This window comes from Klebsiella sp. P1CD1, assembly GCF_003790505.1.
In the GTDB taxonomy this organism is placed as follows: Bacteria; Pseudomonadota; Gammaproteobacteria; order Enterobacterales; family Enterobacteriaceae; genus Klebsiella; species Klebsiella variicola.
In genome coordinates, this window is sequence record NZ_CP033631.1 from 427,388 (window position 1) to 451,606 (window position 24,219).

Consider the following 24,219-nt stretch of genomic DNA (forward strand, 5'->3'; position numbering starts at 1 on the left):
TTTCACCTCTACGCCCGTTAGCGCTGCGGCCCTGCCGCCACCAGCGCGGCGCCCGCTGGCGTATCGGTATACTTCTCAAAGTTCTCGATAAACAGCTTCGCCAGCTGATCGGCTTTTTCCTGCCACTGCTCCGGGGAACCATAGGTGCTGCGCGGATCGAGGATCTGGGTATCCACACCCGGGAGCGCCGTTGGGATCTGCAGGTTAAACATCGGCAGGGTAAAGGTCTCCGCGTTGTCCAGCGAGCCATTGAGGATGGCGTCGATGATGGCGCGGGTATCTTTAATCGAGATACGCTTGCCGGTGCCGTTCCAGCCGGTATTGACCAGATAAGCCTGCGCGCCGGCCGCCTGCATACGTTTAACCAGCACTTCGGCGTACTGTGTCGGATGCAGCGACAGGAAGGCGGCGCCAAAGCAGGCGGAGAAGGTTGGCGTGGGCTCGGTCACGCCGCGTTCGGTGCCGGCCAGTTTGGCGGTAAACCCGGACAGGAAATGGTACTGGGTCTGATCGGCGGTCAGGCGGGAGACCGGCGGCAGGACGCCGAACGCATCGGCCGTCAGGAAGATCACTTTGGTGGCGTGACCCGCTTTGGAAACCGGTTTAACAATGTTGTCGATATGGTCGATGGGGTAGGAGACGCGGGTGTTTTCAGTCTTCGAACCGTCATCGAAATCGATAGTGCCATCGGCGCGCACCACCACGTTTTCCAGCAGAGCATTGCGGCGAATGGCGTGATAGATATCCGGCTCGGCCGCTTCAGAGAGCTTGATGGTCTTGGCGTAGCAGCCCCCTTCGAAGTTAAACACGCCGTCGTCATCCCAGCCATGTTCATCATCGCCAATCAGGCGGCGTTTTGGATCGGTGGAGAGGGTGGTTTTGCCGGTGCCTGAGAGGCCGAAGAAAATAGCGACATCGCCTTTTTCGCCGACGTTGGCTGAGCAGTGCATGGAGGCGATGCCCTTCAGGGGCAGCAGGTAGTTCATGATCGAGAACATCCCTTTCTTCATTTCGCCGCCGTACCAGGTGCCGCCGATCAGCTGGATGCGCTCGGTGAGGTTGAAGGCGATGAAGTTTTCTGAGTTCAGACCTTGCTCTTTCCACTGCGGATTGGTGCACTTCGCGCCGTTCATCACGATGAAGTCGGGCTCGAAGTCCGCCAGCTCTTCATCGCTCGGGCGGATGAACATGTTTTTAACGAAGTGCGCCTGCCAGGCCACTTCGGTAATAAAGCGCACGCTGAGACGGGTATCGGCGTTGGCGCCGCAGAAGGCGTCGACGATAAACAGCCGTTTACCGGACAACTGCTGGGTCACCAGCCCTTTCAGATGCTGCCAGGTTTCCTGTGAAAGCGGCTTGTTGTCGTTTTTACCTTTGCCTTTATCGGACCACCAGACGGTATCGCGGGTGGTGTCGTCGCGAACGAGATACTTATCTTTCGGAGAACGACCGGTAAAAATGCCCGTGTCGACGGCGATAGCACCCAGACTGGTTAATACGCCACGTTCGTAACCTTCCAGGCTGGGGTCGAGCTCTTCCTGAAACAACATATCGTAGCTGGGGTTGTGGACGATATCCTGAACGTCATTGATACCATAAGCCTTGAGATCCTGCGGGGTTAAACCATGATTAACGCGCATGTCACTGCTCCTTAGCCAAGATGTACTGCTGTAAATTGTAGGGTTTCTTACCGGGTATTGACCGCGACCAGGCTCATAGATTTACGTATCTCGACATTCCTCAGAATGACGAAAAAAACGGTGACTCCTGTCACGAAGTGAAGTGGATTATCTCAGGAAATGGGCGGATGTTGGGGGTAGATGTTTATTAATGGTTAAAAAGTAATTAAAAAAACTACTGAATTGTGAATGTAATCGCTTTCCTGGAATAAAATTACGTAACTCTTTCAGGGAAAATCGATTCAACTCGTGAATAAATAAAAGTCAGGCACAAGGCGACGAACAACATCGCCACCCTGTACCTGTGGAAGAAGCGGGGATTAATGGACCTGTGGGTCGGCCGGAGAGGCGTTATTACGGATCTCGGCAATATCCATGGCATTGAAGATATAGTGGTTACCGCAGTAGTCGCAGTGCATATCAATCTCGCCTTCATCGGCGAGGATGCTATCTATCTCTTCATCCGGCAGGGTCTTCAGCGCGCCAGCGCAGCGTTCACGAGAACACGTACATTTGAACTCGACGCTCTGCGGCTCGTAGACCGTGACCTCTTCCTCATGGTACAGGCGCCACAGCACATCGTTCGCCGGCAGGGTGAACAGCTCTTCCGCCTTGATGGTCTCGGTGAGCGTCGCCAGGTGCTCGAAGTCGGTCGTCTGGGTATCCTGCGCCGGCATCACCTGCAGCAGCATCCCACCGGCCATCGGCTGACCTTCATGTTCCCCGGTGCGAATGATGAGGCGCGTCGGCAGCTGCTCTGAACGCTGGAAGTAATCTTCCAGGCAGGCGGCCAGCGTATCGCCTTCCAGACCGACCACACCCTGATAACGTTCACCCTCTTTCGGGGAGATGGTAATGACCAGATAGCCGTTGCCGACCATCGTTTTCAGATCCGCATCGTCCGCAATATCGCCCTGCACGCGCGCGACGCCACGCAACTGCTGCTGGTTATTGCCGTTGATCACCGCCAGCTGTAAAGGGCCATCGCCCTGCAGCTGAACGGTAATATCACCAGCAAACTTCAGCGTCGCGGTCAGCAGGCTGGTGGCGACCAGCAGCTCCGCCAGCACCGTTTTCACCGGCTGTGGATAGGTGTGATTGGCCAGAATCTGTTCCAGGGTTTCCGACACCGTCACCAGCTCGCCGCGTACGGCATAGTTTTCAAACAGATAACGATGTAATTGATCGTGTTGAGTCATAATCATCTCTCTTTCTGGCGCGAGTTACTCACTCTCGCCGTGTTTAAATCTCATCAGGTCGCGGCGCTCTTTCTTGTCCGGACGTCTGTCAGGGTGCGGCATGGTCAGGGCGTTCATTTTGCGCGCCAGGGCCACTTTTTCACGCTTCTCGATACTTTCCGCCGTCTCTTCATACAGGGCGACGGCTTCACTTGCCGGGCGGCGCTGTTCGGTAATACCGACAATCCGTACCGTACGCTCGTCATTGCCCTGGCGCAGCGTCAGCATGGCGTCCAGCTCGACAATTTTCCCGGGTTTGCTGCGTTGTCCGTTGTAATGCACCTTGCCGCCTTCAATCATCTCCCGCGCCAGCGCGCGGGTCTTGTAAAAGCGGGCGGCCCAAAGCCATTTGTCCAGTCTGACGGTTTCGCTGGGCTTCTCTTTCATCGCCTCTCCTTCGGGGTAAGCGAAGGGATCAGTCGCCGGTAATCATTCAATCCTGGGTGGCGCAGATACTGCTTTTCCGCCAGCCCGGAGTCGGGATTGGTAATGCCCAGGCAGTAACGAATGCCAAATTCCCTCGCGGCATCCAGAATCGCCTCGCTGTCGTCGACAAACAGCGTTTTATGGGCCTCAAGGCCAGTCTCCTCCGCCACGGCGCGCCACAGGCGCTGATCCTCTTTCGGATAACCAAATGTGTGGGTGGAAAGTAATAAATCAAGGTGCGCATCCAGGCCGGTGTGTTTGAGCTTCACCGCCAGATTGTGGGGATGGGCATTGGTCAACAGAATGCGTCGCTTACCGCAGGCCTTGAGCGCATCAAGGAACGGCACCGTATCCTCGCGCAGCGTGGCGCGCGGACCCTGTTCGCTGGTCATCGCACAAATATCCAAACCCAGGCGCTCGCTCCAGTAATCCAGACAGTACCAGTTTAGCGTATGCTGCACGGCGTGATACTCCTGGCGCATGGCGTCTTTCGCCTCCTGCAGATTGAGGCCGCGGGCGGCTCCCCAGGTTTCAGGCACCAGCGTTTGCCAGAAATAGTTGTCGAAAGCGAGGTCCAGGAGCGTGCCGTCCATATCCAGCAGAACGGTATCGACCTCCTGCCAGGCGATATCAAAATGCATGATGACTCTCCAGCGAGCAGAAAATGGGCGACAGGGTATCATACCCTGTCGCCGGGAAAATTAATCTTGCGGGTCAGACGCGGGGAGCAGTACCGGGTTCAGGCAGCTTTCGTAATATTTCTGAATCTCTTCCATACGCTGGCGATGGCGTTGATAACGACGCAGCGCCTGTATGCCGTGGTAAGCCATGCATCCCAGCATCGACAACAGCAGCAGCGTAATGCCCAGATAGCGCCACAGTCCGCTGCGGTCGGGGATGCGGTGCAGATTGATATGCTGGGTGCCGTTGGCGTCGGTAAACAGATTGGTGACGATCCCTTCGGCGTGGAAAGGGGTATGCATGAGCATACCGGCCAGCCGCCGCAGCTCGCTCCACTGCTCATGTGCCGGATAATCATACAGGCTCACCGCCGGCCACGGCTGATTGACCAGCACGCTGCCTTCATCGCTGGCGATCAAGAAACCGCCGGGCGCCGGGCTGTTTAGCGCCTGCGCGGCTCGCGAAGTTTCACGCATTACAAAGGGGGCGGTGGAAGTGGTCACCAGATTCTCCAGCGACTCCGCGCTGACCGGGCGCAGCAGCACGTTCACGCCGTCCAGTTTTCCGGCGGTGGCGCGCTTGGTTAATGCCTCCCAGTTACGGGTATTCCCGAGATTGACCAGCGCGTTTTTCAGGCGCAGGCAGTCATCCTTTGCCGAGCAGAGATCGTTGGTTTTCAGGACGATATCGCCGAAATCATCCAGCAGCACCATGCCTGATTTCTGAATCGCGGAGCGCAGCGCCGGGCTGACGCGGGAGTCATCGTCGGTTTCCGGGTGCAGCTGGCGCTGGACGGACTGCATCAGGGCGGTCGCTTTGCTGACAATATCAGACTCCGGCAGCGGCAGAGGAGGGGCGTCGTTCCATACAATCTGTGAACAATCGAAAGGCAGGAACGGCGAATCCTCTTTGGCCGACCAGCTACCCGGCGTACGGATATTACACATCCCGGTGCCTGTCAGGCGCAGCGTATCGCCAATGCGCACATGGGCTTTTGCCAGCTGGTCGACGGTTGTCGCTTCAATCGTCTGGGCGCCCTTCAACCACGACAGGGTGAACTTAAACGGCATATTTAGCGGTACGCTGACCCACAGCATGATCACCACTACCAGCGCGCCGGCGGCGATAATCGCGCTGCGCAGCCAGTACTGTAGCGGGAAGTTTTTCACTTCATCATGGAGCGACAGGTAGCGTCCCTGGCGGGCCACGTGACGGTTGAGATAGATATCAATATCGGTCTGCTGTCCCAGGTCCTGGGCGATCCATGGCTGCCAGTGGCGCGGATAGATGAGATCGATAATACCCAGCGAGATGTTATTGATATGTTCCTGATCGTTTTCGCCAAACAGACCCCAGCGTTTGGGAACGCCCCGCAGGCAGTGAATTTCGCGCAACGCGGCGCGGCGCGGCGGGGCATAGATCCCCCCCACGCCAGCGGCGAGAAGCAGTACCCCCGCGGCCACCAGCCAGGGGGTAAAAACGGCTGGCCCAATCAGGCTGAAATAAAAGAACAGAAAGGAGGCGACGATCAGGATCGCTTCGCGCAGCCCATCCGGCCGGTTGAGGGCGTGTTCTTCCCGACTTTCCCGACGGATCTGCCGTAGCTCTACCTGTTCGCTCTCTTCGCCGCGAATGGAGGCCTGGGTGGCCGATGCGCGTTCCAGGGCGTAGCTTTGCGCCTCCTGACGATAGTCGCTCAGGCTATGTCCGTTAAGGGTGATAACCAGCGGCAGGCTGTCGGTGGGGATCAGCTCAACGCTGTTTTCGTCGTTGATATGCTGTTCCCAGAACGGCGGCAGATGGACTTCCACCGAATCGAGAAAGTAGCGCCATTTATTCGGCGCGTCGGTAGTGATCCCGTAGCGAGTGATGGCTCGCGTCACCGCGTAGACCGTATCACTCTGTTCATTCAGCGCCAAAGCGACGGGTGCGGTCGTTGCGCCGGACGCCGGGACCTGCAGGGTGCGACTGAGCTCCGCAAGATACTTTTCGATAGCCTGACGCTCATCGGCAGGAAGCGGCCGCGTAGTGGCGTCGCTAAAGGCGTGCAGTAGAGGAAGGCGTCGGCGTCTGGCGTGAGCGCGGTACCACCATCCGATGAGCAATACGCAGATTAGCAGAGCTGTAAGGAAAATCAGAAAGGTGCCCATGCCCATCCCATCATAGTTATTTTTTCTTACGATATCGTCGGTGAACGTGAAGACTAACGTCAAGCTGCAGTGTTAGTGGCGCACCTGGTTACAGGGTAGTGAATATGTCATGCAGCAACGTATAAGCTTACCAAAAACGTTAATGCGCAGAAATCGGTAAATTCTCAAACAGAATTCAAGCTATTGACTTTTTTATCTTTATTACTTTCCCCTTTGCCGGTAAAAGGTTACAACTCTGTAAATAAGTAGCGATTTGGATTGCCGAAAGCGTGTTGCGTATCGCACAATGACTGCTTAATCACAGCATAGACCGATGACAATGAGCAAATCATTACAAAAACCCACCATTCTCAATGTTGAAACTGTCGCCCGTTCGCGCCTCTTTAATGTCGAAAGCGTCGATCTGGAATTCAGCAACGGTGTGCGTCGCGTTTATGAACGTATGCGGCCATCCACCCGTGAAGCGGTGATGATTGTGCCGATTGTTGATGATCACATTATTTTGATTCGCGAGTATGCCGTCGGCACGGAATCCTACGAGCTGGGTTTCTCCAAAGGGCTGATTGACCCGGGTGAAACCGTGGATGAAGCAGCGAATCGCGAGCTGAAAGAAGAGGTTGGCTTTGGCGCCAATAAGCTGACGTTTCTGAAGAAGCTCAGTATGGCCCCCTCTTACTTCTCCAGCAAAATGAATATCCTGGTGGCGGAAGACCTCTATCCTGAGTCACTGCCGGGCGATGAACCTGAGCCGCTGCCGCAGGTGCGCTGGCCGCTGGCGCAGCTGATGTCGCTGCTGGATGAAGAAGATTTTAACGAAGCCCGTAACGTCAGCGCGCTGTTTTTGGTGCGCGAGTGGCTGCTGGCTCAGGGCCGACTCTGAGAGAAAGCGCGCCGTTAGCAGCAATAAAAAAGCGCCCGCAGGCGCTTTTTTTGTCAGAACAGTTCGTGGGTTTCACCACCGCCGTCAGTCAGGGTGGTGCCCACCTCATGGACCGCCTGCTGCGTGGGCTGGGTTCCTTCAATGAAGTATTCCGCGCGGCTGTTGCCCCCGTTAGCCAACTGACCAGTGCTGCGGTCGATATTCACCGTGACGATCCCCGGCGGCGGGGTTAACGGCTCTTCCGGCACCCCCTCCAGCACGCTCTTCATAAAGCTGTCCCAGGCCGGCTGGGCACTTTTAGCACCGCCCTCATAGCCGGAGATCTGATCTTTAATCGCCCCGGAGGCGGTGGTGCGGCCAAGATCGCGACGATGATCGTCAAAGCCGATCCATACCGAAGTCACTACACCTGGGCCGTAGCCTGAGAACCAGGCATCCTTCGAGCTGTTGGTGGTCCCGGTTTTCCCGCCGATGTCATGCCGCTGCAGATCGCGTCCGGCACGCCAGCCGGTTCCCATCCAGCCCGGTTCGCCAAAGATGTTGCTGTTCAGTGCGCTTTTTATCAGGAACGACAGCGGCGTGTTAATCACATGCGGCGCGTATTCCTGGGCGCCGCTCTGTGCAACCAGCGACTGGTTGGCCTGCTCCAGCTGCGGCTGTGGCGGCACGTTGCCGTTCTGCGGTTCCGTCGAGGTGGCGACATCTTCCACATCTTTATTTTCCAGCACGTTGGATTTTGGCGTATCACCGTAAATGACCGGTAAATCACACTGCGGGCAGGCGATTTTCGGACGTTCTTCGAAGAGAACGCCGCCCTGATCATTCTCAATCTTACTGATAAAGAACGGGTTGACCAGGAAGCCGCCGTTGGCCATCACCGAATATCCGCGGGCAACCTGCAGGGGCGTAAAGGAGGCGGAGCCCAGGGCCAGCGATTCTGTGTGGACAATGTTTTGCGCCGGGAAGCCAAAGCGCTGCAGATACTCGGCGGCATAGTCAACGCCCATGGCGCGCATAGCGCGCACCATCACCACGTTTTTCGACTGTCCAAGCCCCTGGCGTAAACGAATCGGACCGGCATACTGCGGCGGCGAGTTCTTCGGCCGCCAGTCGGATCCTGCGCCTGCGTCCCAGCGCGAGATCGGCACATCGTTGAGCATACTGGCCAGCGTTAAGCCTTTATCCATCGCGGCGGTATAGAGGAACGGCTTAATGTTGGAGCCGACCTGACGCAGCGCCTGAGTGGCGCGGTTGAACTTGCTCTGGTTAAAGTCAAACCCGCCGACGAGAGCAATAATCGCGCCGTTTTGCGGATTAATGGAGACCAGCGCTGAGTTGACGTCCGGGACCTGTGACAGCCACCAGCCGTCAGCCACTTTACGAACCCAGATCTGCTGCCCGGCCTGCAGGACGTCGTTGACTTTACGCGGGGTCGCCCCCTGCTGCGTATCCGAGATAAAGCGCCGGGCCCAGCGCACGCCGTCCATCGTCAGAGAAACCGAGTCGCCGTTAGCCAACAGCGCGACGGCCTCCTGGGCATTCGCGGAAGTGACCACCGCCGGGAAAAGCGGGCCGTAGCCAGACTGACGCTTCAGCGAGTCGATGATTTTCTTCGTCTCCCACGGCGTTTCACCGACTTTCCACAGCACGCTGGCCGGGCCGCGGTAGCCGTGACGCATATCGTAATCCAGCACGTTATTGCGTACCGCCTGCTGGGCTGCCTGCTGATTCTTGCGAGTAATGGTGGTGTAAACCCGGTAGCCATCTTCATAGGCCTGCTCGCCGTAGCGATTCACCATCTCCTGGCGCACCATTTCGCTCAGGTAAGGGGCGGAGAAAGCGATTTTCGGCGCGTGATAGCTGGCGTCGATCGCTTCGCTGCGCGCCTCATCATATTGCGCCTGGGTGATGTACCCCTCGCTCAACATACGCGACAGCACCACGTTGCGACGGGCGGTCGCGCGATCCATGGAATAGAGTGGGTTAAAGGTAGAAGGCGCTTTCGGCAGACCGGCAATCACCGCCATCTCACTCAGGGTCAACTGGTCGATAGGTTTGCCAAAATAGACCTGCGCCGCGGCGCCGACGCCATAGGCGCGGTAGCCGAGGTAGATCTTGTTCAGATACAGCTCAAGGATTTCATCTTTGTTCAGCAACTGCTCGATGCGGATAGCCAGAAAGGCCTCTTTAATCTTACGCATCAACGTCTTCTCGGGGCTGAGGAAGAAGTTACGTGCTAACTGCTGGGTGATGGTGCTGGCGCCCTGGGAGGCATGGCCTGAAAACATCGCCACGCTGGCGGCGCGGAAAATACCCACCGGATCGACGCCGTGATGCTCATAGAAACGGCTGTCTTCAGTGGCGATAAACGCTTTCACCAGCTCGGGGGGAATTTGCTGCAGCGTCACAGGGATTCGGCGTTTTTCGCCATATTGCGCAATAAGCTCACCGTCGGCGCTATAGACCTGCATCGGGATCTGCAAACGCACATCCTTCAGGGTTGCGACGTCGGGGAGTTGCGGCTCTATGTATTTGTAGAGGCCAAAAATCGAGCCTGCTCCCAGCAGTACGCAACAGACTGCAAGGATCAATAGATACTTTACGAACTTCACCGGTGTTTTCCCATTTAGTTTTATTTGGGCAGTTTATAAACAAACGCGCGGTAGTATAAAGGCAAGCCAGGTGCATTGATATAGCCGGACAGTTTTGCCGGATAAGGAGATCGTAAGCATGGCTTTCAGAAACTGGCGGATCGGGATGCATATCCAGCAGGATAGCATCGCCATTGTCGCGCTATTGCATGAACGCTCACACTGGGCGCTGCGCCGCTGGTGGCGTATTCCGCTGCCGCCAGGCCTGGTACGGCAGGGGATGGTGGTGGACGTCAGCGCCCTTGGCGCACAGCTTAGCGCCTGGCGGCGGGAGCTACCGGTGCAGCATCAGGTCAGTATCGCTTTCCCCGCCGTTCGCACGCTGCAAAAGCGCCTGCCTTATCCCCAGTTCGCCCTGCGGGATCGTGAACAGGCGACGTGGATAGCCAGCGCGATGACCCAGCAACTGGCGATGCCCGCCGCCTCCTTAAGCATTGATTATGCTCCCACCTCGCGGGATGACGGTTGGCAGGTCACGGCGGCGCAGCGGCTGGACATCAATGTCCTGCGGGCGCTGGCAGGACGGCTACGACTGCGGGTAGCGGCCATCGTGCCGGATGCCAGCGCGCTCGGCGCGTTTGTCCCCTTGCTGAACCCGCAGTCGCAGGGCCTCGCGTGGCGGGATGAAAATCACTGGCTATGGGCGACGCAGGAGGCCTGGGGTTGTGTCACCTGCGATGAGGTGAAGTCGTTAAGCCAGCTGGCGGAGCAGCTTCAGGTTCCTTTGCGTCTGTGCGCTGACGCTGGCGACGAGGCCAGCAACTTAGATGTCTGGCAGGTCATTCACCGCCGGCAGCCTCCTCTGCCGGTCGATGGCGATCGCTACGCTATCGCCCTTGGGCTGGCGCTGGGGAGTGAACACCATGACGCATGCCGTTAATCTTCTCCCCTGGCGCGACCTGCGGCGGCGCCAGCGCCTGCGCTTCATCCTGCTGATTGCTACCGGCATTATGCTGCTGGGATTGATGATCCTGCAGGTATGTCGCACGGTCCGTCTGCAGCATCTCGCCCTGGCGACACTCCACGCGACGGCCGACGCGCAGTTGCTCGCCTCGCTTAAACAGCGCGAGCTTCCAATGCGCGAGGCGTGGCAGCAGCACCAGCGTCATCGTCAACAGCAACGGCGTAGAGCGGCGATCGCCGCCTGGCAACCCAGGCTGCTGGCGCTGGCGGCAGATCTGCCCGCGCAGGCGTGGCTGACGCGGCTGGATTACCAGGGCGCGGTTCTGACCGTGAATGGCCTGGCCCTCAACCTTCAGGCGCTGGCCGGACTGGAGCGCATTCTGACCAATGTGGCGGGATTCGCGCCGGCAAAAGCGGGCGGAACGCAGCGCGACGCCGAGGGACGCTGGCAGTTCAGTTTTACCCTTGCAGAAGAGCGTGCCGATGTGGATTAGCAGCCGGCGCAGCCAGGCGGTGCTGCTGACCCTGCTCGCGATGGGGGGGCTGGGCTTCGGCGTTACGCTCTGGTGTGCTGCCGGGCCGCCGCTGGCGGCTGTGTCCCGCGACCCCGTCCTGCAAACGCAGTGGCGCCGGGTGATGGCATTGCGCATGCCTGCCGGTGAAACACCCGGAGGGCGCATCGACAAGCAGCCGTTTTCGCCGATAGCCATTCCGCTTGCCGGGGTGAAGCTTATCGCCTGGCGACCTCAGGGAAGCGGGGGCGAGATGGAGCTGACCCTGCCCTGGCAGACGCTGCCCGCGTTTTTTTCCTGGCTGGCGCGCTGCGGGATGAACCCGCGATCGTTCTCGCTGGAGCGTGAGGCGCAGGTGCTCCGCCTGCGTTTGCAACTGGAGGCGGAAGATGGGACGTAAACGCTGGGCTTTACTGTGGCTGCCGCTGTCGCTGCTGGCGGCCGAGCGCGATCCTTTTCAGCCGGTAGAGGATCCCTGCCGCACGGCGCAGTTATCACAATGGCGCTATGGCGGCGCGGCCGGGGATGGCGCAGGCTGGACGGGGTTTCTGCAGGACGGGAGCGGCAAATGGCGGCGGGTGCGCATGGATGATCAATTGCCCACGGGCTGGCGGGTGAGCCGGCTGACGACCGGTGAGTTGGAGATCGCCACGCCTGCGGGGTGTGAACCGCCAGCGTGGCGCTGGCAACGTGAAGGGAAACAATATGATGCGATGGATAAGCCTACTGCTTCTGCTGCTGCCGCTGGCGGCGCCCGCCGCCCGAAATGAAAAGACAATTTCGCTAGTGGTTGATGACGCGCCGGTGGCTCATGTGCTGCAAGCGCTGGCCGAAATGAACCACAAGAACCTTGTTGTGGCGCCGGACGTTAGCGGTACGCTCTCCCTGCATCTGCAAACGGTCCCCTGGACCCAGGCGCTGCGGGCGGTGGCGGATAGCGCAGGCCTCTCTTTGCAACAGCAGGGGACGGTCATCTACGCGCATACCCAGGCCTGGCAAAAGGCGAATCAGGCGCAGCGTGAAGCGGAACAGGAGAAACGCCTGCAGAACCTGCCCCTGCAGGCCGAGAACGTGACCCTGCACTATGCCGATGCCGAGGAGCTGGCTAAAACGGGCGGTAAGTTGCTGAGCGCCAGGGGGCACCTGATGGCGGACAAACGGACCAACCGGCTGCTGATCCGCGATGATGCCCGGCATCTGCCGGCATTGAAAGACTGGGCGCAGGAGATGGATTTGCCCGTCGGACAGGTGGAGCTGGCCGCTCATATCGTGTCGATGAGCGAAACCAGCCTTCGCGAGCTGGGGGTGAAGTGGCGGCTGGCGGAGGCCGGAGGCTCGCCGGGATCAGGACAAATTACCACCCTGAGCAGCGATATGTCGGTGAACGATGCCAGCACCCGTGCGGGGTTTAACATCGGCAAGATTAACGGTCGCTTACTCGAACTGGAACTTTCCGCGCTGGAGCGCAAGCAGCAGGTCGATATTATCGCCAGCCCTCGTTTGCTGGCCTCGCATATGCAGCCCGCCAGCATCAAGCAGGGGAGCGAGATCCCCTATCAGGTTTCCAGCGGTGAAAGCGGCGCCACGTCGGTGGAGTTTAAAGAGGCCGTGCTGGGCATGGAGGTGACGCCGACGGTGCTGCAGCAGGGAAGAGTGCGGCTGAAGCTGAGGATCAGCGAAAATACGCCGGGTCAGGTGCTGAAGCAGGATAATGGCGAGGCGCTGGCCATCGATAAACAGGAGATAGAAACCCTGGTGGAAGTTCGCAGCGGCGAGACGTTAGCGTTGGGCGGCATCTTTTCGCAGAAAAACAAAACCGCCCGCGACAGCGTCCCGCTGCTTGGCGATATCCCGGTGCTGGGGCGTCTGTTTCGTCGCGACTGGAAAGATAATGAACGCCGTGAACTGGTTGTCTTTATTACGCCACGGATTCTGGCGGTACGTTAAGCAGGTTTTTCATGCTAAACACGTTTCAGGTGTTTGACGTGAGGACGGATTTAGCATACAAGGGGTACCGATTTGAGAGTCGGGTACGACATCAATCCTCCCTTTATTGTCCGGCGATTTTATTCAGTTGCCAAACCAGCCGGAGTATTGAGATAATTTTTAGTCTGACTCTCGCTCTATTGCATATGAGGTTTCAGTTCATGCCCTGCGGCGCTGGGTGTCTGCGAAGCGGGTTTATCATTAACGAATAGTCTTAGTAGTACCGAAAAAATGGCAGAGAAACGCAATATCTTTCTGGTTGGGCCTATGGGTGCCGGCAAAAGCACTATTGGGCGCCAGTTAGCCCAACAGCTCAACATGGAATTTTACGATTCCGATCAAGAAATTGAGAAACGCACTGGCGCTGATGTGGGCTGGGTCTTCGATGTTGAAGGCGAAGAAGGCTTCCGCGACCGTGAAGAAAAAATTATCAATGAGTTGACGGAAAAACAGGGGATTGTGCTGGCGACTGGCGGCGGCTCTGTAAAATCCCGTGAAACGCGTAACCGTCTCTCCGCCCGCGGCGTGGTGGTCTACCTGGAAACGACAATCGAGAAGCAGTTGGCCCGTACGCAGCGCGATAAAAAGCGTCCTTTGCTACAAGTCGATGCGCCGCCTCGTGAAGTGCTGGAAGCGCTGGCTGACGAGCGTAACCCGCTGTATGAAGAGATCGCCGATGTGACTATCCGCACAGACGATCAGAGTGCGAAAGTCGTCGCGAACCAGATTATTCATATGCTGGAAAGCAATTGATTCTGGCTTAATAAAAGTGCGTCAGAGTAAAAGTCACTGAGGTGGACGTCGCGTTATGGAGAGGCTTACTGTTACCCTCGGGGAACGTAGTTACCCGATTACCATCGCGGCTGGTTTGTTTAACGATCCAGCTTCCTTCCTGCCACTCAAGTCGGGCGACCAGGCTATGCTGGTCACCAACGAAACGCTGGCGCCGCTTTATCTGGATACCGTCCGCTCTGTGCTGGAGCAGGCAGGGGTCAACGTTGACAGCGTGATCCTGCCCGATGGCGAGCAGTATAAAAGCCTGGCGGTGATGGATACTGTTTTTACCGCGCTGTTGCAAAAACCGCATGGCCGCGACACCACGCTGGTGGCGCTTGGCGGTGGCGTAATCGGTGATTTAACCGGTTTCGCCGCGGCAAGCTATCAGCGCGGGGTGCGTTTTATCCAGGTCCCTACCACTCTGCTGTCACAGGTCGATTCGTCGGTCGGCGGCAAAACCGCAGTGAACCATCCTCTCGGCAAAAATATGATTGGCGCCTTCTGGCAGCCGGTTTCGGTGGTGGTTGATCTTAACTGTCTGAAGACCCTCCCGGCGCGTGAACTCGCTTCCGGACTGGCTGAGGTCATCAAGTACGGTGTGATCCTCGACGGCGAATTCTTCAGCTGGCTGGAAAACAACATTGATGCGCTGCTGGCGCTGGATGAAAAAGCGATGGCGTACTGTATTCGCCGTTGCTGTGAGCTGAAAGCGGAAGTTGTGGCTGCCGACGAGCGTGAAACCGGGTTACGTGCTTTACTCAATCTTGGACATACCTTCGGCCATGCTATCGAGGCGGAAATGGGCTACGGTAACTGGCTGCACGGCGAAGCGGTGGCGGCAGGTATGGTGATGGCGGCGCATACGTCCGAACGGCTGGGGCAGTTCCGCGCGCAGGATACACAGCGCATTATCGATCTGCTCAAGCGTGCAGGCTTACCGGTACGCGGCCCGCAGGAGATGAGTGCGCAGGCGTATTTGCCCCATATGATGCGCGATAAAAAAGTACTGGCGGGCGACATGCGGCTGGTGCTCCCGCTCGCAATAGGAAGCAGCGAGCTGCGCGGCGGAGTGCCGCACGATGTGGTTCTTGGCGCGATTGCTGATACTCAGCAGGCGCAACAATAAGAAGGTCTGGCCGCGTTCGCGCGGCGTTATCATTTCGGGTGATGTGCAATAATCGTGAGCATAAGCCTTTTAGTGGGGTGTTAAATGGATGATTTCAAACCAGAAGACGATATGAAAGCCGATCGCAACGATCGTCGTGCTGGTCGTTCCCGTCAGTCTTCCGAGCGTGATGCCGATCCGCAGATCAATTTTGACGACGTCGATCTTGATGCCGATGAAGGCCGTCCGACGCGCGCCGGTAAGGCCCGTCGCGAGCGTGAAGAGGAAGAGTTCGAAGAAGAACTGGATGCGGAAGACGAGGAACTGCTCGAAGAGCAGCCTGTAGAGCGTCGTCCGCGCAAGCGTAAAAAAGCGCCGGCCAAACCTGCCTCCCGTCAGTACATCATGATGGGCGTGGGGATTCTGGTGCTGCTGCTGTTAATCGTGGGTATTGGTTCTGCGCTGAAATCGCCATCCTCGTCCAGCCAGCAGACCGCTTCCGGCGAGAAGAGCATTAATCTGTCTGACGATCAGTCCACCAGCACGCCTGCTGCCGGTCAGGATCAGACTGCTGCTGCCAACACCACCCCACAGCAGGACGTAACGGTTCCGCCTATTGCCGCGAACCCGACGCAGGGCCAGGCAGTATCAGAGCCGCAGGGCCAGCAGCGTATTGAAGTTCAGGGCGATCTGAACAATGCGCTGACCCAGCAGCAGGGCCAGCTGGACGGCGCCGTGGCTAACTCGACGCTGCCAACTGAACCGGCAACCGTCGCGCCGATCCGTAATGGCGCCAATAGCACTGCGGCGCCGCGCCAGGCGACCGAGCGTCAGACGGCTGCAACGCCGCGTCCGGCAGAGCGTAAGCACACCGTTATCGAAGCGAAGCCGCAGACGAAGCCTCAGGCCGTGGCAAAAGCGCCGGTAGAAACGAAGCCGGTTCAGCCGAAGCATGTTGAAAGCGCGGCGACTACCGCCCCGGCGAAAACCACCGTAACCGAAAGCAAACCGGTGGCAACAGCGCAGAGCAAACCGGTAGCAACAGCGTCCACCACCACTGCCGCGCCAGCCGCAACGGCAGCGCCAGCCGCGAAGAGCGGTAAAACGGCAGGTGACGTGAGCTCAATGAAATCTGCGCCGTCGGGTAACTATACCCTGCAGCTCAGCAGCTCCTCTAACTACGACAACCTGAACAACTGGGCGAAGAAAGAGAAGCTGGATAGATATGTTGTCTATGAAACGTCGCGTAACGGCCAACCGTGGTACGTGCTGGTGAGCGGTATCTATGCTTCGAAAGAAGAAGCGAAACGCGCTGTCACCTCGCTGCCGGCGGACGTGCAGGCGAAAAATCCATGGGCAAAACCACTGCATCAGGTACAGGCTGACCTGAAATAATGCCGTGGGGTAGTCTTAAGCGCAGGATGCTGTCGGAGCTTTCTCCACAGCCGGAGAACGTGTAATTAGTTAGGCAGCATGAAAAAGAATCGCGCTTTTCTGAAGTGGGCAGGGGGGAAGTACCCCCTGCTTGACGATATTAAAAAGCATTTGCCGGAAGGCGAGTGCTTAATCGAGCCCTTTGTGGGCGCCGGGTCGGTATTTCTCAATACCGACTTTTCTCGTTATATCCTCGCGGATATCAACAGTGACTTAATTGGCCTGTACAACATCGTTAAATTGCGTACCGACGAATACGTCGCCGCTGCGCGTGAGATGTTTGTCCCGGAAAACAACGTCGCTGAGCGCTACTACCAGTATCGTGATGAATTCAACCAAAGCCAGGATCCGCTGCGTCGCGCGGTGCTGTTCCTGTATCTGAATCGCCACGGCTACAACGGCCTGTGTCGCTACAATCTGCGCGGCGAGTTTAATGTGCCGTTTGGCCGCTATAAAAAGCCCTATTTCCCCGAGGCAGAGCTCTATCATTTCGCCGAGAAAGCGCAAAACGCCGAGTTTTACTGCGAATCGTATGAAGAGTGCATGCAACGTGCAGATAGCCGCGCGGTGGTATATTGCGATCCACCCTATGCGCCGCTGACGGCGACGGCGAACTTTACCGCCTACCACACCAACAGCTTCAATCTGGAACAACAGGTACTGCTGGCGCAAAAGGCGGAATCGCTGATGAAAAAGCGGATCCCGGTGCTGATTTCCAACCACCGCACACCGTTGACGCAGGAATGGTATAAAAACGCGGCAGAAACACATATTGTGAAGGTTCGGCGCAGCATCAGCAGCAACGGTGGTACGCGTAAAAAGGTGGATGAGCTGTTAGCGCTCTACCGTCCGCCTAAGACCAAATAAATTTCAAGGAGATGCGGATGAAGCAGTATTTGATTGCCCCTTCGATTCTGTCAGCTGATTTTGCCCGTCTGGGTGAGGATACCGCGAAGGCGCTGGCGGCGGGTGCGGATGTCGTGCACTTCGACGTCATGGACAACCACTACGTGCCGAATCTGACGATTGGCCCGATGGTGCTGAAGTCGCTGCGCAATTACGGTATTACCGCGCCAATCGACGTCCACCTGATGGTGAAGCCGGTCGACCGCATCATTCCTGATTTTGCCGAAGCCGGCGCCAGCATCATCACCTTCCATCCTGAAGCCTCCGAACACGTCGATCGCAGCCTGCAGCTGATTAAAGAGCACGGCTGTAAAGCGGGCCTGGTGTTTAACCCGGCGACGCCCCTGAGCTACCTCGATTACGTGATGGATAAGCTGGACGTGATCCTGCTGATGTCGGTTAACCCGGGCTTTGGCGGCCAGTCCTTTATTCCCCAGACGCTGGATAAACTGCGTGAAGTACGCCAGCGCATCGATGCTTCTGGCTACGATATTCGCCTGGAAGTGGATGGCGGCGTGAAAGCCAGCAATATTGGCGAAATCGCCGCGGCGGGTGCGGATATGTTTGTTGCCGGTTCGGCGATCTTCGGTCAGCCGGACTACAAGAAAGTGATTGATCAAATGCGTAGTGAATTAGCGAAGGTGAGTCATGGATAAATTACAGGCGATCCGCGGCATCGCGTTTGATCTCGACGGCACGCTGGTGGACAGTGCGCCGGGTCTAACCTCGGCGGTTGATAACGCCCTCTACGCCCTGGAGTTGCCGGTGGCGGGAGAAGAACGCGTTGTCACCTGGATCGGCAACGGCGCCGATGTCCTGATGGAGCGGGCGCTGACCTGGGCTCGTCAGGAGCGTGCGACGTTACGGGCGGCGATGGGTAAGCCTTCCGTCGACGATCATGATATTCCGCAAGACGAACAGCTGCGCATTTTGCGTAAACTGTTTGACCGCTATTACGCCGAAACGGCGGAAGAGGGTAGCTTCCTGTTCCCGGCGGTGGCCGATACGCTCGGCGCGCTGCATGCCAAAGGCCTGCCGCTGGCACTGGTCACCAATAAGCCGACGCCGTTTGTCGCCCCGCTGCTGGACGCGCTCGATATCGCGAAATATTTTACCGTGGTGATTGGCGGCGATGACGTGCAGAATAAAAAGCCGCATCCGGAACCGCTGCTGCTGGTGGCGGAAAAGCTCTCTCTGACTCCTGCCGAGCTGCTGTTCGTCGGCGATTCGCGCAATGATATTCAGGCGGCCAAAGCGGCAGGCTGCTGCTCTGTCGGCCTGACCTACGGTTATAACTATGGCGAACCGCTTGCGCTGAGCGAGCCGGACTATCTCTTCGACCAGTTTAATGAACTCTTACCCGCTCTCGGGTTACCGCACAGTGAAACTCAGGAATTGAAACATGACTAAGCCCATCGTTTTTAGTGGCGCACAGCCCTCAGGTGAACTGACCATTGGCAACTACATGGGTGCGCTGCGTCAGTGGGTAAACATGCAGGACGATTACCACTGCATCTATTGCATCGTGGACCAACACGCCATTACCGTGCGCCAGGATCCGCAGCAGCTGCGCAAGGCGACCCTGGATACCCTGGCGCTGTATCTGGCCTGCGGCATCGATCCGCAAAAAAGCACCATCTTCGTTCAGTCGCACGTGCCGGAACACGCCCAGTTAGGCTGGGCGCTGAACTGCTACACCTATTTCGGCGAACTGAGCCGCATGACCCAGTTTAAAGACAAGTCCGCACGCTACGCGGAAAACATCAACGCCGGTCTGTTTGATTACCCGGTACTGATGGCCGCTGACATTCTGCTGTATCAGACCAACCAGGTTCCGGTAGGGGAAGATCAGAAACAGCACCTGGAGCTGAGCCGCGATATCGCCCAGCGTTTTAACGCCATCTATGGCGATGTCTTTAAAGTGCCTGAGCCGTTTATTCCGAAGTCCGGCGCACGCGTGATGTCGCTGCTGGAGCCGACCAGGAAGATGTCCAAGTCCGACGACAACCGCAACAACGTCATCGGCCTGCTGGAAGATCCGAAATCGGTGGTCAAGAAGATCAAACGCGCGGTGACCGACTCCGACGAGCCGCCGGTGGTACGCTACGACCTGAAAGAAAAAGCGGGTGTCTCCAACCTGCTGGATATCCTCTCCGCGGTCACCGGGAAAACCATTCCTGAGCTGGAGCAGCATTTTGAAGGCAAAATGTATGGCCACCTGAAAGGCGAAGTCGCTGAAGCGGTGTCGGGCATGCTGACTGAGCTGCAGGAGCGCTATCACCGTTTCCGTAACGACGAAGCGTTTCTCAACCAGGTAATGAAAGACGGCGCAGAGAAAGCCAGCGCGCGCGCATCTCAGACCCTGAAAGCGGTATACGAAGCGATTGGTTTTGTCGCCAGGCCGTAAGCGACGCAACAGCTAAAAAGGCGGGATATTATCCCGCCTTTTTTATGTCTGTCGTCCACGCGGGGGAGGCGAAGATTAGTGGTTCGAGAACCAGTTCAGTTTATCCCGCAGGCCGACCACGCGGCCGACGATGATCAGCGCCGGACTAGCCATCTGCTGCGCCAGGATATCCAGTTGCCCTAAGGTGCCGCTGACCACTTTTTGCGACACGGCGGTGCCGTTCTCGACGATGGCGGCGGGCATATCTTCAGCCATGCCGTGAGCAATGAGCTTCTCGCGGATCGCCGGCGCCTGGTTCAGGCCCATGTAGAACACCAGGGTTTGCTTCTCCACCGCCAGGTTCGCCCAATCCAGCTCGCCGCCGGTTTTCAGGTGGCCGGTGACCAGGCGGACGCCCTGGGCGAAATCGCGGTGTGTTAACGGGATCCCCGAGTAGGCGGAGCAGCCGGAGGCGGCGGTGATGCCTGGAACAACGGAGAAGGGGATGCCTGCCTCACAGAGGGTTTCCAGCTCTTCCCCTCCGCGGCCAAAGATAAAGGGATCGCCGCCTTTCAGCCGGACCACGCGTTTTCCTTTTTGCGCTTCACGCAGCAGGATCTGGTTGATCTCCTCCTGCGGGACGCAGTGGTAGCCAGAACGTTTGCCGACGAACACCCGGTCGGCATCGCGACGCACCAGATTCATGATGTCGTCGGAAACCAGCCGGTCATAAACCACCACGTCGGCCTGCTGGATCTGCTGCAGGCCTTTGAGCGTGAGCAGCCCGGCGTCGCCGGGGCCGGCGCCAACCAGCACCACCTCGCCGCGATGCTCCAACGGCTCCGTCAGTAGCTGCTCGGTGGTATCCGCCACCGCCTGCCGATCGTCATTGGCCAGCGACTGCGCCAGCCGGTCGTTCACAAACAGCTTCTCCCAAAAGCGGCGGCGTTCGCCCACGCTGGCAAACTGCTGCTTAACGCGCGCGCGCAGATGGCCGGCATAGCGGGCCAGCTGGCCGAGATGCAGGGGTAAGACTGACTCCAGCTTCTCGCGCAGCAGGCGCGCCAGCACCGGCGATGTCCCGCCCGAAGAGACGGCGACCATCAGCGGCGAGCGGTCGATGATGGACGGCATAATAAAGCTGGCCTGGCGCGGGGCATCCACCACGTTACAGAAGATACGCCGCGCTTCGGCTGCATCGCTGACCTGCTGGTTCACCGTCTCATTATCGGTAGCGGCGATGGCCAGCCAGCAGGTGTCCAGCAGCGAGGGGATAAACTCCCCCTGCACCAGGGTTAGCATCTGTGAATCGGCCCACACCTGAAACTGCGGGGTGAAGTCGAGCGCATTGACCGTGACGTTTGCGCCAGCATCCAGTAGCAGACGGGCCTTGCGTTCGGCGACATCCCCGCCGCCAACCAGTAAACAATCCCGCTGGCGCAACTGGCAGAATATGGGTAAGTGATCCACAGAATAACCTCATGAAAATAAGGGGTAGAAAATGCGTGGTCGTAGAATAGCAGCAAAGGTAATACAAAACATGCGACTTATCCCGCACTCATGCGTTGTCGGTCAGAAGTGTTGCTTATGTCTCCCCCCGTAGCCGGGGGGAGGAAGAGGACTTACGCTTTAAGCTGCACCTGGCCGTCTTTCACCCGGGCGTCGAAGCGGGCGATGGAGTGGCTGGCATCTTCCATGCACAGGCCGTCGCTCAGGCGGAAGCGCTGCTTTTTCAGCGGGCTGGCAACCCATAGCGCGCCGTCATGTTCGGCGATAATCCCGCGAGACAGCACGCTGGCGTTGAAGAACGGGTCAATGTTGCTGATGGCGAATACCCTGTCGTCCTGGTAGGGACGGAAGACTGCCACCTGCTGCTGGCCGAGCAGCGCGCAGACGCCGGTGGCCGGCAGGATGTCGTCAATTTTGCAGATGTTTACCCACTGGCTCATACGTTTTCCTCCACCAGCGTGACCGGGATGCGCTCATAGGGCGTGGCCGGGCGGTGCTGGTCACGTTCCGGCACCACCTGTACGTTCGGGTCGCGCTGGTCGCTGTTGATAAAGTGTTTGAAGCGGGTCTGCGCCGCCGGGTTGTTGACGGTTTCGGTCCACTCGCAGGCGAAGGCGGCGCGCAGGCGAGCCAGCTCCTCTTCCAGATGGTCGTTCAGGCCCAGCTTGTCATCGATGATGACGCTGCGCAGATAGTCGATGCCGCCTTCCATGTTGTCCAGCCACGGCGCGGTGCGGGTCAACTTATCGGCGGTGCGGATGTAGAACATCATAAAGCGGTCGAGATACTTAATCAGCGTCTCGCGATCAAGGTCCGCGGCCAGCAGATCGGCGTGGCGCGGCTTCATCCCGCCATTACCGCACACGTACAGGTTCCAGCCTTTCTCGGTGGCGATGATCCCCACGTCTTTGCCCTGGGCCTCCGCACATTCGCGGGTGCAGCCGGAGACGCCGAACTTCATTTTGTGCGGGGTGCGGATGCCTTTGTAGCGGTTTTCCAGTTCCACGCCGAAGCCGACGCTGTCGCCGACCCCGTAGCGGCACCAGGTGCTACCGACGCAGGTTTTCGCCATCCGCAGCGCTTTGGCGTAGGCGTGGCCGGTTTCGAAGCCCGCTTCAATCAGCTGACGCCAGATCTCCGGCAGGTCGTCTTTCTGCGCGCCAAACAGGCCGATGCGCTGGGAGCCGGTGATTTTGGTGTACAGATTGAATTCACGCGCGATACGGCCCACGGCGACCAGCCCTTCCGGCGTGATTTCGCCGCCAGCGGAGCGCGGGATCACCGAGTAGGTGCCATCTTTCTGAATGTTGGCAAGGAAGTTGTCGTTGGTGTCCTGCAGCGGCGTGTGCTGCGGTTTGAGGATGTACTCATTCCAGCAGGAGGCCAGCAGAGAGCCGACGGTCGGCTTACAGATCTCGCAGCCATAACCCTGACCGTGTTTTTCCAGCAGTTCGTCGAAGGTTTTAATGCCTTCCACGCGGATCAGGTGGAACAGCTCCTGGCGGGAGTAAGCGAAGTGTTCGCACAGGTTGTTGTTGACCTCGATGCCCTGTTTCGCCAGTTCGGCATTGAGCACCTGCGTCACCAGAGGGATACAACCCCCGCAGCCGGTTCCGGCTTTGGTTTCCGCTTTCAGCGCCGCGACGGTGTGGCAGCCTTTGTTGATGGCGGCGATCAGGTCGCCTTTACTGACGTCAAAGCAGGAGCAGATCTGCGCGCTGTCCGGCAGTTTATCGACGCCGATCGACGGCTTGCCGCTGCCGGCGTGGGCCGGAAGGATCAGCGAATCCGGATTTTCCGGCAGCTCGATAGCGTTGAGCACCAGTTGCAGCAGATTGCCATAGTCGCTGGTGTCACCGACCAGCACCGCGCCGAGCAGCGTTTTATTGTCGGCGCTGACGATCAGGCGCTTATAAACTTCTTTGCTTTCGTCGAGATAGACGTAGCTGCGGGCGCCCGGCGTACGGCCGTGGGCATCGCCGATCCCACCCACGTCCACACCCAGCAGCTTCAGCTTGGCGCTGAGGTCGGCGCCGGTGAAGCTGTTTTCACTGCCGAGGAGATGGTCGACGGCCACCTGGGCCATTTTATAACCCGGGGCGACGAGGCCATACACGCGGTTGTTCCAGCTGGCGCATTCCCCGATGGCGTAGATGTCCGGGTCGGAGGTCTGGCAGCTATCGTTGACCATGATGCCGCCGCGCTGGGCGACCGCCAGCCCGCACTGGGTGGCCAGCTTATCGCGCGGGCGGATTCCGGTTGAGAAGACGATGAAATCGACCTGCAGCTCGCTACCGTCGGCGAAGTGCATGGTTTTACGAGCCTCGGTGCCCTGCTGGACGATCTCTTTGGTATTTTTACTGGTGTGAACTTTCACGCCCATGCTTTCAATTTTGCGCCGCAGCTGCTCGCCGCCCATCTGGTCGAGCTGCTCGGCCATCAGCATCGGCGCGAACTCGATCACGTGGGTTTCCACGCCGAGGTTTTTCAGGGCGCCTGCGGCTTCCAGGCCTAGCAGGCCACCGCCGACCACCGCGCCGCGTTTGCTGCGACGGGCGCAGGATTCAATCGCGTTAAGATCTTCGATGGTGCGATAAACGAAGCAATCCTGAGTTTCCGCGCCTTTAATCGGCGGGATCCAGGGGTATGAGCCGGTCGCCATAATCAGCTTGTCGTAGAACACGGTGCGCCCGGCGCTGGAGTGGATCACCTTCTCCTGGCGGTTGATGGTGATGGCCCGTTCGCCGACCAGCACCTTGACGCCGTGTTTCTCATAGAAACCTTCGCGCACCAGCGACAGCTCTTCTGCGGTATGGTGGGAGAAATAAGACGACAGGTGGACACGGTCGTAGGCGATACGCGGTTCTTCACAGAACACGGTAATGTCGAACTGTCCGGCAGGCGCCTTATCGAGAAGCTCTTCGATAAAGCGATGGCCAACCATGCCGTTACCGATGATAGCGATTCTGACTTTGCTCATTTTTGCCTCGATTTCT

The 24,219-nt window shown here is 58.3% G+C and carries 22 protein-coding genes; 13 read left to right on the top strand and 9 right to left on the bottom strand.

The window, feature by feature from the left end:
• Positions 1-17 precede the first annotated feature (17 nt).
• From pckA to DTA24_RS02020, 5 genes are all read right to left on the bottom strand, one after another.
• Positions 18-1,640: a phosphoenolpyruvate carboxykinase (ATP) gene (gene pckA, locus DTA24_RS02000; protein ID WP_016161903.1), complete on the bottom strand. Its 1,623-nt coding sequence runs from the start codon at positions 1,638-1,640 to the stop codon at positions 18-20.
• 359 nt (positions 1,641-1,999) lie between these two features.
• Positions 2,000-2,884 carry an Hsp33 family molecular chaperone HslO gene (gene hslO / locus DTA24_RS02005; protein WP_008807007.1) on the bottom strand — a complete coding sequence of 295 codons (885 nt, stop codon included), beginning with the start codon at positions 2,882-2,884 and terminating at the stop codon, positions 2,000-2,002.
• A gap of 18 nt (positions 2,885-2,902) precedes the next feature.
• Positions 2,903-3,304, bottom strand: coding sequence for a ribosome-associated heat shock protein Hsp15 (gene hslR, locus DTA24_RS02010; protein WP_008807008.1), 402 nt, complete (start codon positions 3,302-3,304; stop codon positions 2,903-2,905).
• On the bottom strand, positions 3,301-3,984 hold the full coding sequence (gene yrfG, locus DTA24_RS02015) for a GMP/IMP nucleotidase (protein WP_004181456.1): 684 nt from the start codon (positions 3,982-3,984) through the stop codon (positions 3,301-3,303). The genes hslR and yrfG overlap by 4 nt, the downstream gene beginning before the upstream one ends.
• Before the next feature lie 60 nt (positions 3,985-4,044).
• Positions 4,045-6,174, bottom strand: coding sequence for an intracellular growth attenuator family protein (locus DTA24_RS02020; RefSeq protein WP_012540410.1), 2,130 nt, complete (start codon positions 6,172-6,174; stop codon positions 4,045-4,047).
• Between the two features lie 319 nt (positions 6,175-6,493).
• Here DTA24_RS02020 and nudE point away from each other — a divergent pair, with 319 nt between their 5' ends.
• Entirely contained in the window at positions 6,494-7,054 is a 561-nt protein-coding gene (nudE, locus tag DTA24_RS02025; RefSeq protein ID WP_012967138.1) for an ADP compounds hydrolase NudE, read from the top strand.
• Positions 7,055-7,107: 53 nt separating this feature from the next.
• On the opposite strand, the gene mrcA is transcribed toward nudE, so the two are convergent.
• A complete protein-coding gene (gene mrcA / locus DTA24_RS02030) occupies positions 7,108-9,666 on the bottom strand; it encodes a peptidoglycan glycosyltransferase/peptidoglycan DD-transpeptidase MrcA (RefSeq protein WP_008807011.1) in 2,559 nt (852 codons plus the stop codon).
• A gap of 118 nt (positions 9,667-9,784) precedes the next feature.
• On the opposite strand from mrcA, the gene DTA24_RS02035 reads away from it, so the two are divergent.
• From DTA24_RS02035 to trpS, 12 genes are all read left to right on the top strand, one after another.
• Entirely contained in the window at positions 9,785-10,585 is an 801-nt protein-coding gene (locus DTA24_RS02035) for a hypothetical protein (RefSeq protein WP_012967139.1), read from the top strand.
• Positions 10,569-11,102, top strand: coding sequence for a PilN domain-containing protein (locus tag DTA24_RS02040; protein WP_012540413.1), 534 nt, complete (start codon positions 10,569-10,571; stop codon positions 11,100-11,102). The genes DTA24_RS02035 and DTA24_RS02040 overlap by 17 nt, the downstream gene beginning before the upstream one ends.
• Complete coding sequence (locus tag DTA24_RS02045; protein ID WP_008807014.1) at positions 11,092-11,520, top strand: hypothetical protein; 429 nt, start codon at positions 11,092-11,094, stop codon at positions 11,518-11,520. The genes DTA24_RS02040 and DTA24_RS02045 overlap by 11 nt, the downstream gene beginning before the upstream one ends.
• Complete coding sequence (locus tag DTA24_RS02050; protein WP_038421864.1) at positions 11,510-11,890, top strand: HofP DNA utilization family protein; 381 nt, start codon at positions 11,510-11,512, stop codon at positions 11,888-11,890. Before DTA24_RS02045 ends, DTA24_RS02050 begins: the two co-directional genes overlap by 11 nt.
• Positions 11,826-13,067: a DNA uptake porin HofQ gene (gene hofQ, locus DTA24_RS02055; protein ID WP_123836535.1), complete on the top strand. Its 1,242-nt coding sequence runs from the start codon at positions 11,826-11,828 to the stop codon at positions 13,065-13,067. Before DTA24_RS02050 ends, hofQ begins: the two co-directional genes overlap by 65 nt.
• A 270-nt stretch (positions 13,068-13,337) precedes the next feature.
• On the top strand, positions 13,338-13,859 hold the full coding sequence (gene aroK / locus DTA24_RS02065; protein WP_002920267.1) for a shikimate kinase AroK: 522 nt from the start codon (positions 13,338-13,340) through the stop codon (positions 13,857-13,859).
• A 55-nt stretch (positions 13,860-13,914) separates the two neighbouring features.
• Positions 13,915-15,009: a 3-dehydroquinate synthase gene (gene aroB, locus DTA24_RS02070; protein WP_008807017.1), complete on the top strand. Its 1,095-nt coding sequence runs from the start codon at positions 13,915-13,917 to the stop codon at positions 15,007-15,009.
• Between the two features lie 84 nt (positions 15,010-15,093).
• Positions 15,094-16,383 carry a cell division protein DamX gene (damX, locus tag DTA24_RS02075; protein ID WP_012967143.1) on the top strand — a complete coding sequence of 430 codons (1,290 nt, stop codon included), beginning with the start codon at positions 15,094-15,096 and terminating at the stop codon, positions 16,381-16,383.
• A 78-nt stretch (positions 16,384-16,461) separates the two neighbouring features.
• A complete protein-coding gene (gene dam / locus DTA24_RS02080) occupies positions 16,462-17,289 on the top strand; it encodes an adenine-specific DNA-methyltransferase (protein ID WP_008807019.1) in 828 nt (275 codons plus the stop codon).
• Positions 17,290-17,306: 17 nt separating this feature from the next.
• Positions 17,307-17,984, top strand: a complete 678-nt coding sequence (gene rpe, locus DTA24_RS02085) for a ribulose-phosphate 3-epimerase (protein WP_004202179.1) — start codon at positions 17,307-17,309, stop codon at positions 17,982-17,984.
• Positions 17,977-18,738: a phosphoglycolate phosphatase gene (gph, locus tag DTA24_RS02090; RefSeq protein WP_008807021.1), complete on the top strand. Its 762-nt coding sequence runs from the start codon at positions 17,977-17,979 to the stop codon at positions 18,736-18,738. Before rpe ends, gph begins: the two co-directional genes overlap by 8 nt.
• Positions 18,731-19,735 carry a tryptophan--tRNA ligase gene (gene trpS, locus DTA24_RS02095; RefSeq protein WP_008807022.1) on the top strand — a complete coding sequence of 335 codons (1,005 nt, stop codon included), beginning with the start codon at positions 18,731-18,733 and terminating at the stop codon, positions 19,733-19,735. Before gph ends, trpS begins: the two co-directional genes overlap by 8 nt.
• 75 nt (positions 19,736-19,810) lie before the next feature.
• Here trpS and cysG read toward each other — a convergent pair whose 3' ends face one another.
• From cysG to nirB, 3 genes are all read right to left on the bottom strand, one after another.
• On the bottom strand, positions 19,811-21,184 hold the full coding sequence (gene cysG / locus DTA24_RS02100; RefSeq protein ID WP_012967144.1) for a siroheme synthase CysG: 1,374 nt from the start codon (positions 21,182-21,184) through the stop codon (positions 19,811-19,813).
• A 152-nt stretch (positions 21,185-21,336) separates the two neighbouring features.
• On the bottom strand, positions 21,337-21,663 hold the full coding sequence (gene nirD, locus DTA24_RS02105) for a nitrite reductase small subunit NirD (RefSeq protein WP_012540420.1): 327 nt from the start codon (positions 21,661-21,663) through the stop codon (positions 21,337-21,339).
• Positions 21,660-24,203 carry a nitrite reductase large subunit NirB gene (gene nirB, locus DTA24_RS02110; RefSeq protein WP_008807025.1) on the bottom strand — a complete coding sequence of 848 codons (2,544 nt, stop codon included), beginning with the start codon at positions 24,201-24,203 and terminating at the stop codon, positions 21,660-21,662. The genes nirD and nirB overlap by 4 nt, the downstream gene beginning before the upstream one ends.
• Positions 24,204-24,219: the final 16 nt, after the last annotated feature.

What these genes read in the sequence shown, in the direction of transcription:
- nudE (WP_012967138.1), top strand. Translation starts at nt 6,494, where the DNA reads ATGAGCAAATCATTACAAAAACCCACCATTCTCAATGTTGAAACTGTC.
- nirD (WP_012540420.1), bottom strand. Translation starts at nt 21,663, where the DNA reads ATGAGCCAGTGGGTAAACATCTGCAAAATTGACGACATCCTGCCGGCC.
- DTA24_RS02040 (WP_012540413.1), top strand. Translation starts at nt 10,569, where the DNA reads ATGACGCATGCCGTTAATCTTCTCCCCTGGCGCGACCTGCGGCGGCGC.
- aroB (WP_008807017.1), top strand. Translation starts at nt 13,915, where the DNA reads ATGGAGAGGCTTACTGTTACCCTCGGGGAACGTAGTTACCCGATTACC.
- damX (WP_012967143.1), top strand. Translation starts at nt 15,094, where the DNA reads ATGGATGATTTCAAACCAGAAGACGATATGAAAGCCGATCGCAACGAT.
- DTA24_RS02035 (WP_012967139.1), top strand. Translation starts at nt 9,785, where the DNA reads ATGGCTTTCAGAAACTGGCGGATCGGGATGCATATCCAGCAGGATAGC.
- DTA24_RS02020 (WP_012540410.1), bottom strand. Translation starts at nt 6,174, where the DNA reads ATGGGCACCTTTCTGATTTTCCTTACAGCTCTGCTAATCTGCGTATTG.
- pckA (WP_016161903.1), bottom strand. Translation starts at nt 1,640, where the DNA reads ATGCGCGTTAATCATGGTTTAACCCCGCAGGATCTCAAGGCTTATGGT.
- trpS (WP_008807022.1), top strand. Translation starts at nt 18,731, where the DNA reads ATGACTAAGCCCATCGTTTTTAGTGGCGCACAGCCCTCAGGTGAACTG.
- gph (WP_008807021.1), top strand. Translation starts at nt 17,977, where the DNA reads ATGGATAAATTACAGGCGATCCGCGGCATCGCGTTTGATCTCGACGGC.
- DTA24_RS02045 (WP_008807014.1), top strand. Translation starts at nt 11,092, where the DNA reads ATGTGGATTAGCAGCCGGCGCAGCCAGGCGGTGCTGCTGACCCTGCTC.
- hofQ (WP_123836535.1), top strand. Translation starts at nt 11,826, where the DNA reads ATGATGCGATGGATAAGCCTACTGCTTCTGCTGCTGCCGCTGGCGGCG.
- hslO (WP_008807007.1), bottom strand. Translation starts at nt 2,884, where the DNA reads ATGATTATGACTCAACACGATCAATTACATCGTTATCTGTTTGAAAAC.
- dam (WP_008807019.1), top strand. Translation starts at nt 16,462, where the DNA reads ATGAAAAAGAATCGCGCTTTTCTGAAGTGGGCAGGGGGGAAGTACCCC.
- rpe (WP_004202179.1), top strand. Translation starts at nt 17,307, where the DNA reads ATGAAGCAGTATTTGATTGCCCCTTCGATTCTGTCAGCTGATTTTGCC.
- DTA24_RS02050 (WP_038421864.1), top strand. Translation starts at nt 11,510, where the DNA reads ATGGGACGTAAACGCTGGGCTTTACTGTGGCTGCCGCTGTCGCTGCTG.
- nirB (WP_008807025.1), bottom strand. Translation starts at nt 24,203, where the DNA reads ATGAGCAAAGTCAGAATCGCTATCATCGGTAACGGCATGGTTGGCCAT.
- aroK (WP_002920267.1), top strand. Translation starts at nt 13,338, where the DNA reads ATGGCAGAGAAACGCAATATCTTTCTGGTTGGGCCTATGGGTGCCGGC.
- hslR (WP_008807008.1), bottom strand. Translation starts at nt 3,304, where the DNA reads ATGAAAGAGAAGCCCAGCGAAACCGTCAGACTGGACAAATGGCTTTGG.
- yrfG (WP_004181456.1), bottom strand. Translation starts at nt 3,984, where the DNA reads ATGCATTTTGATATCGCCTGGCAGGAGGTCGATACCGTTCTGCTGGAT.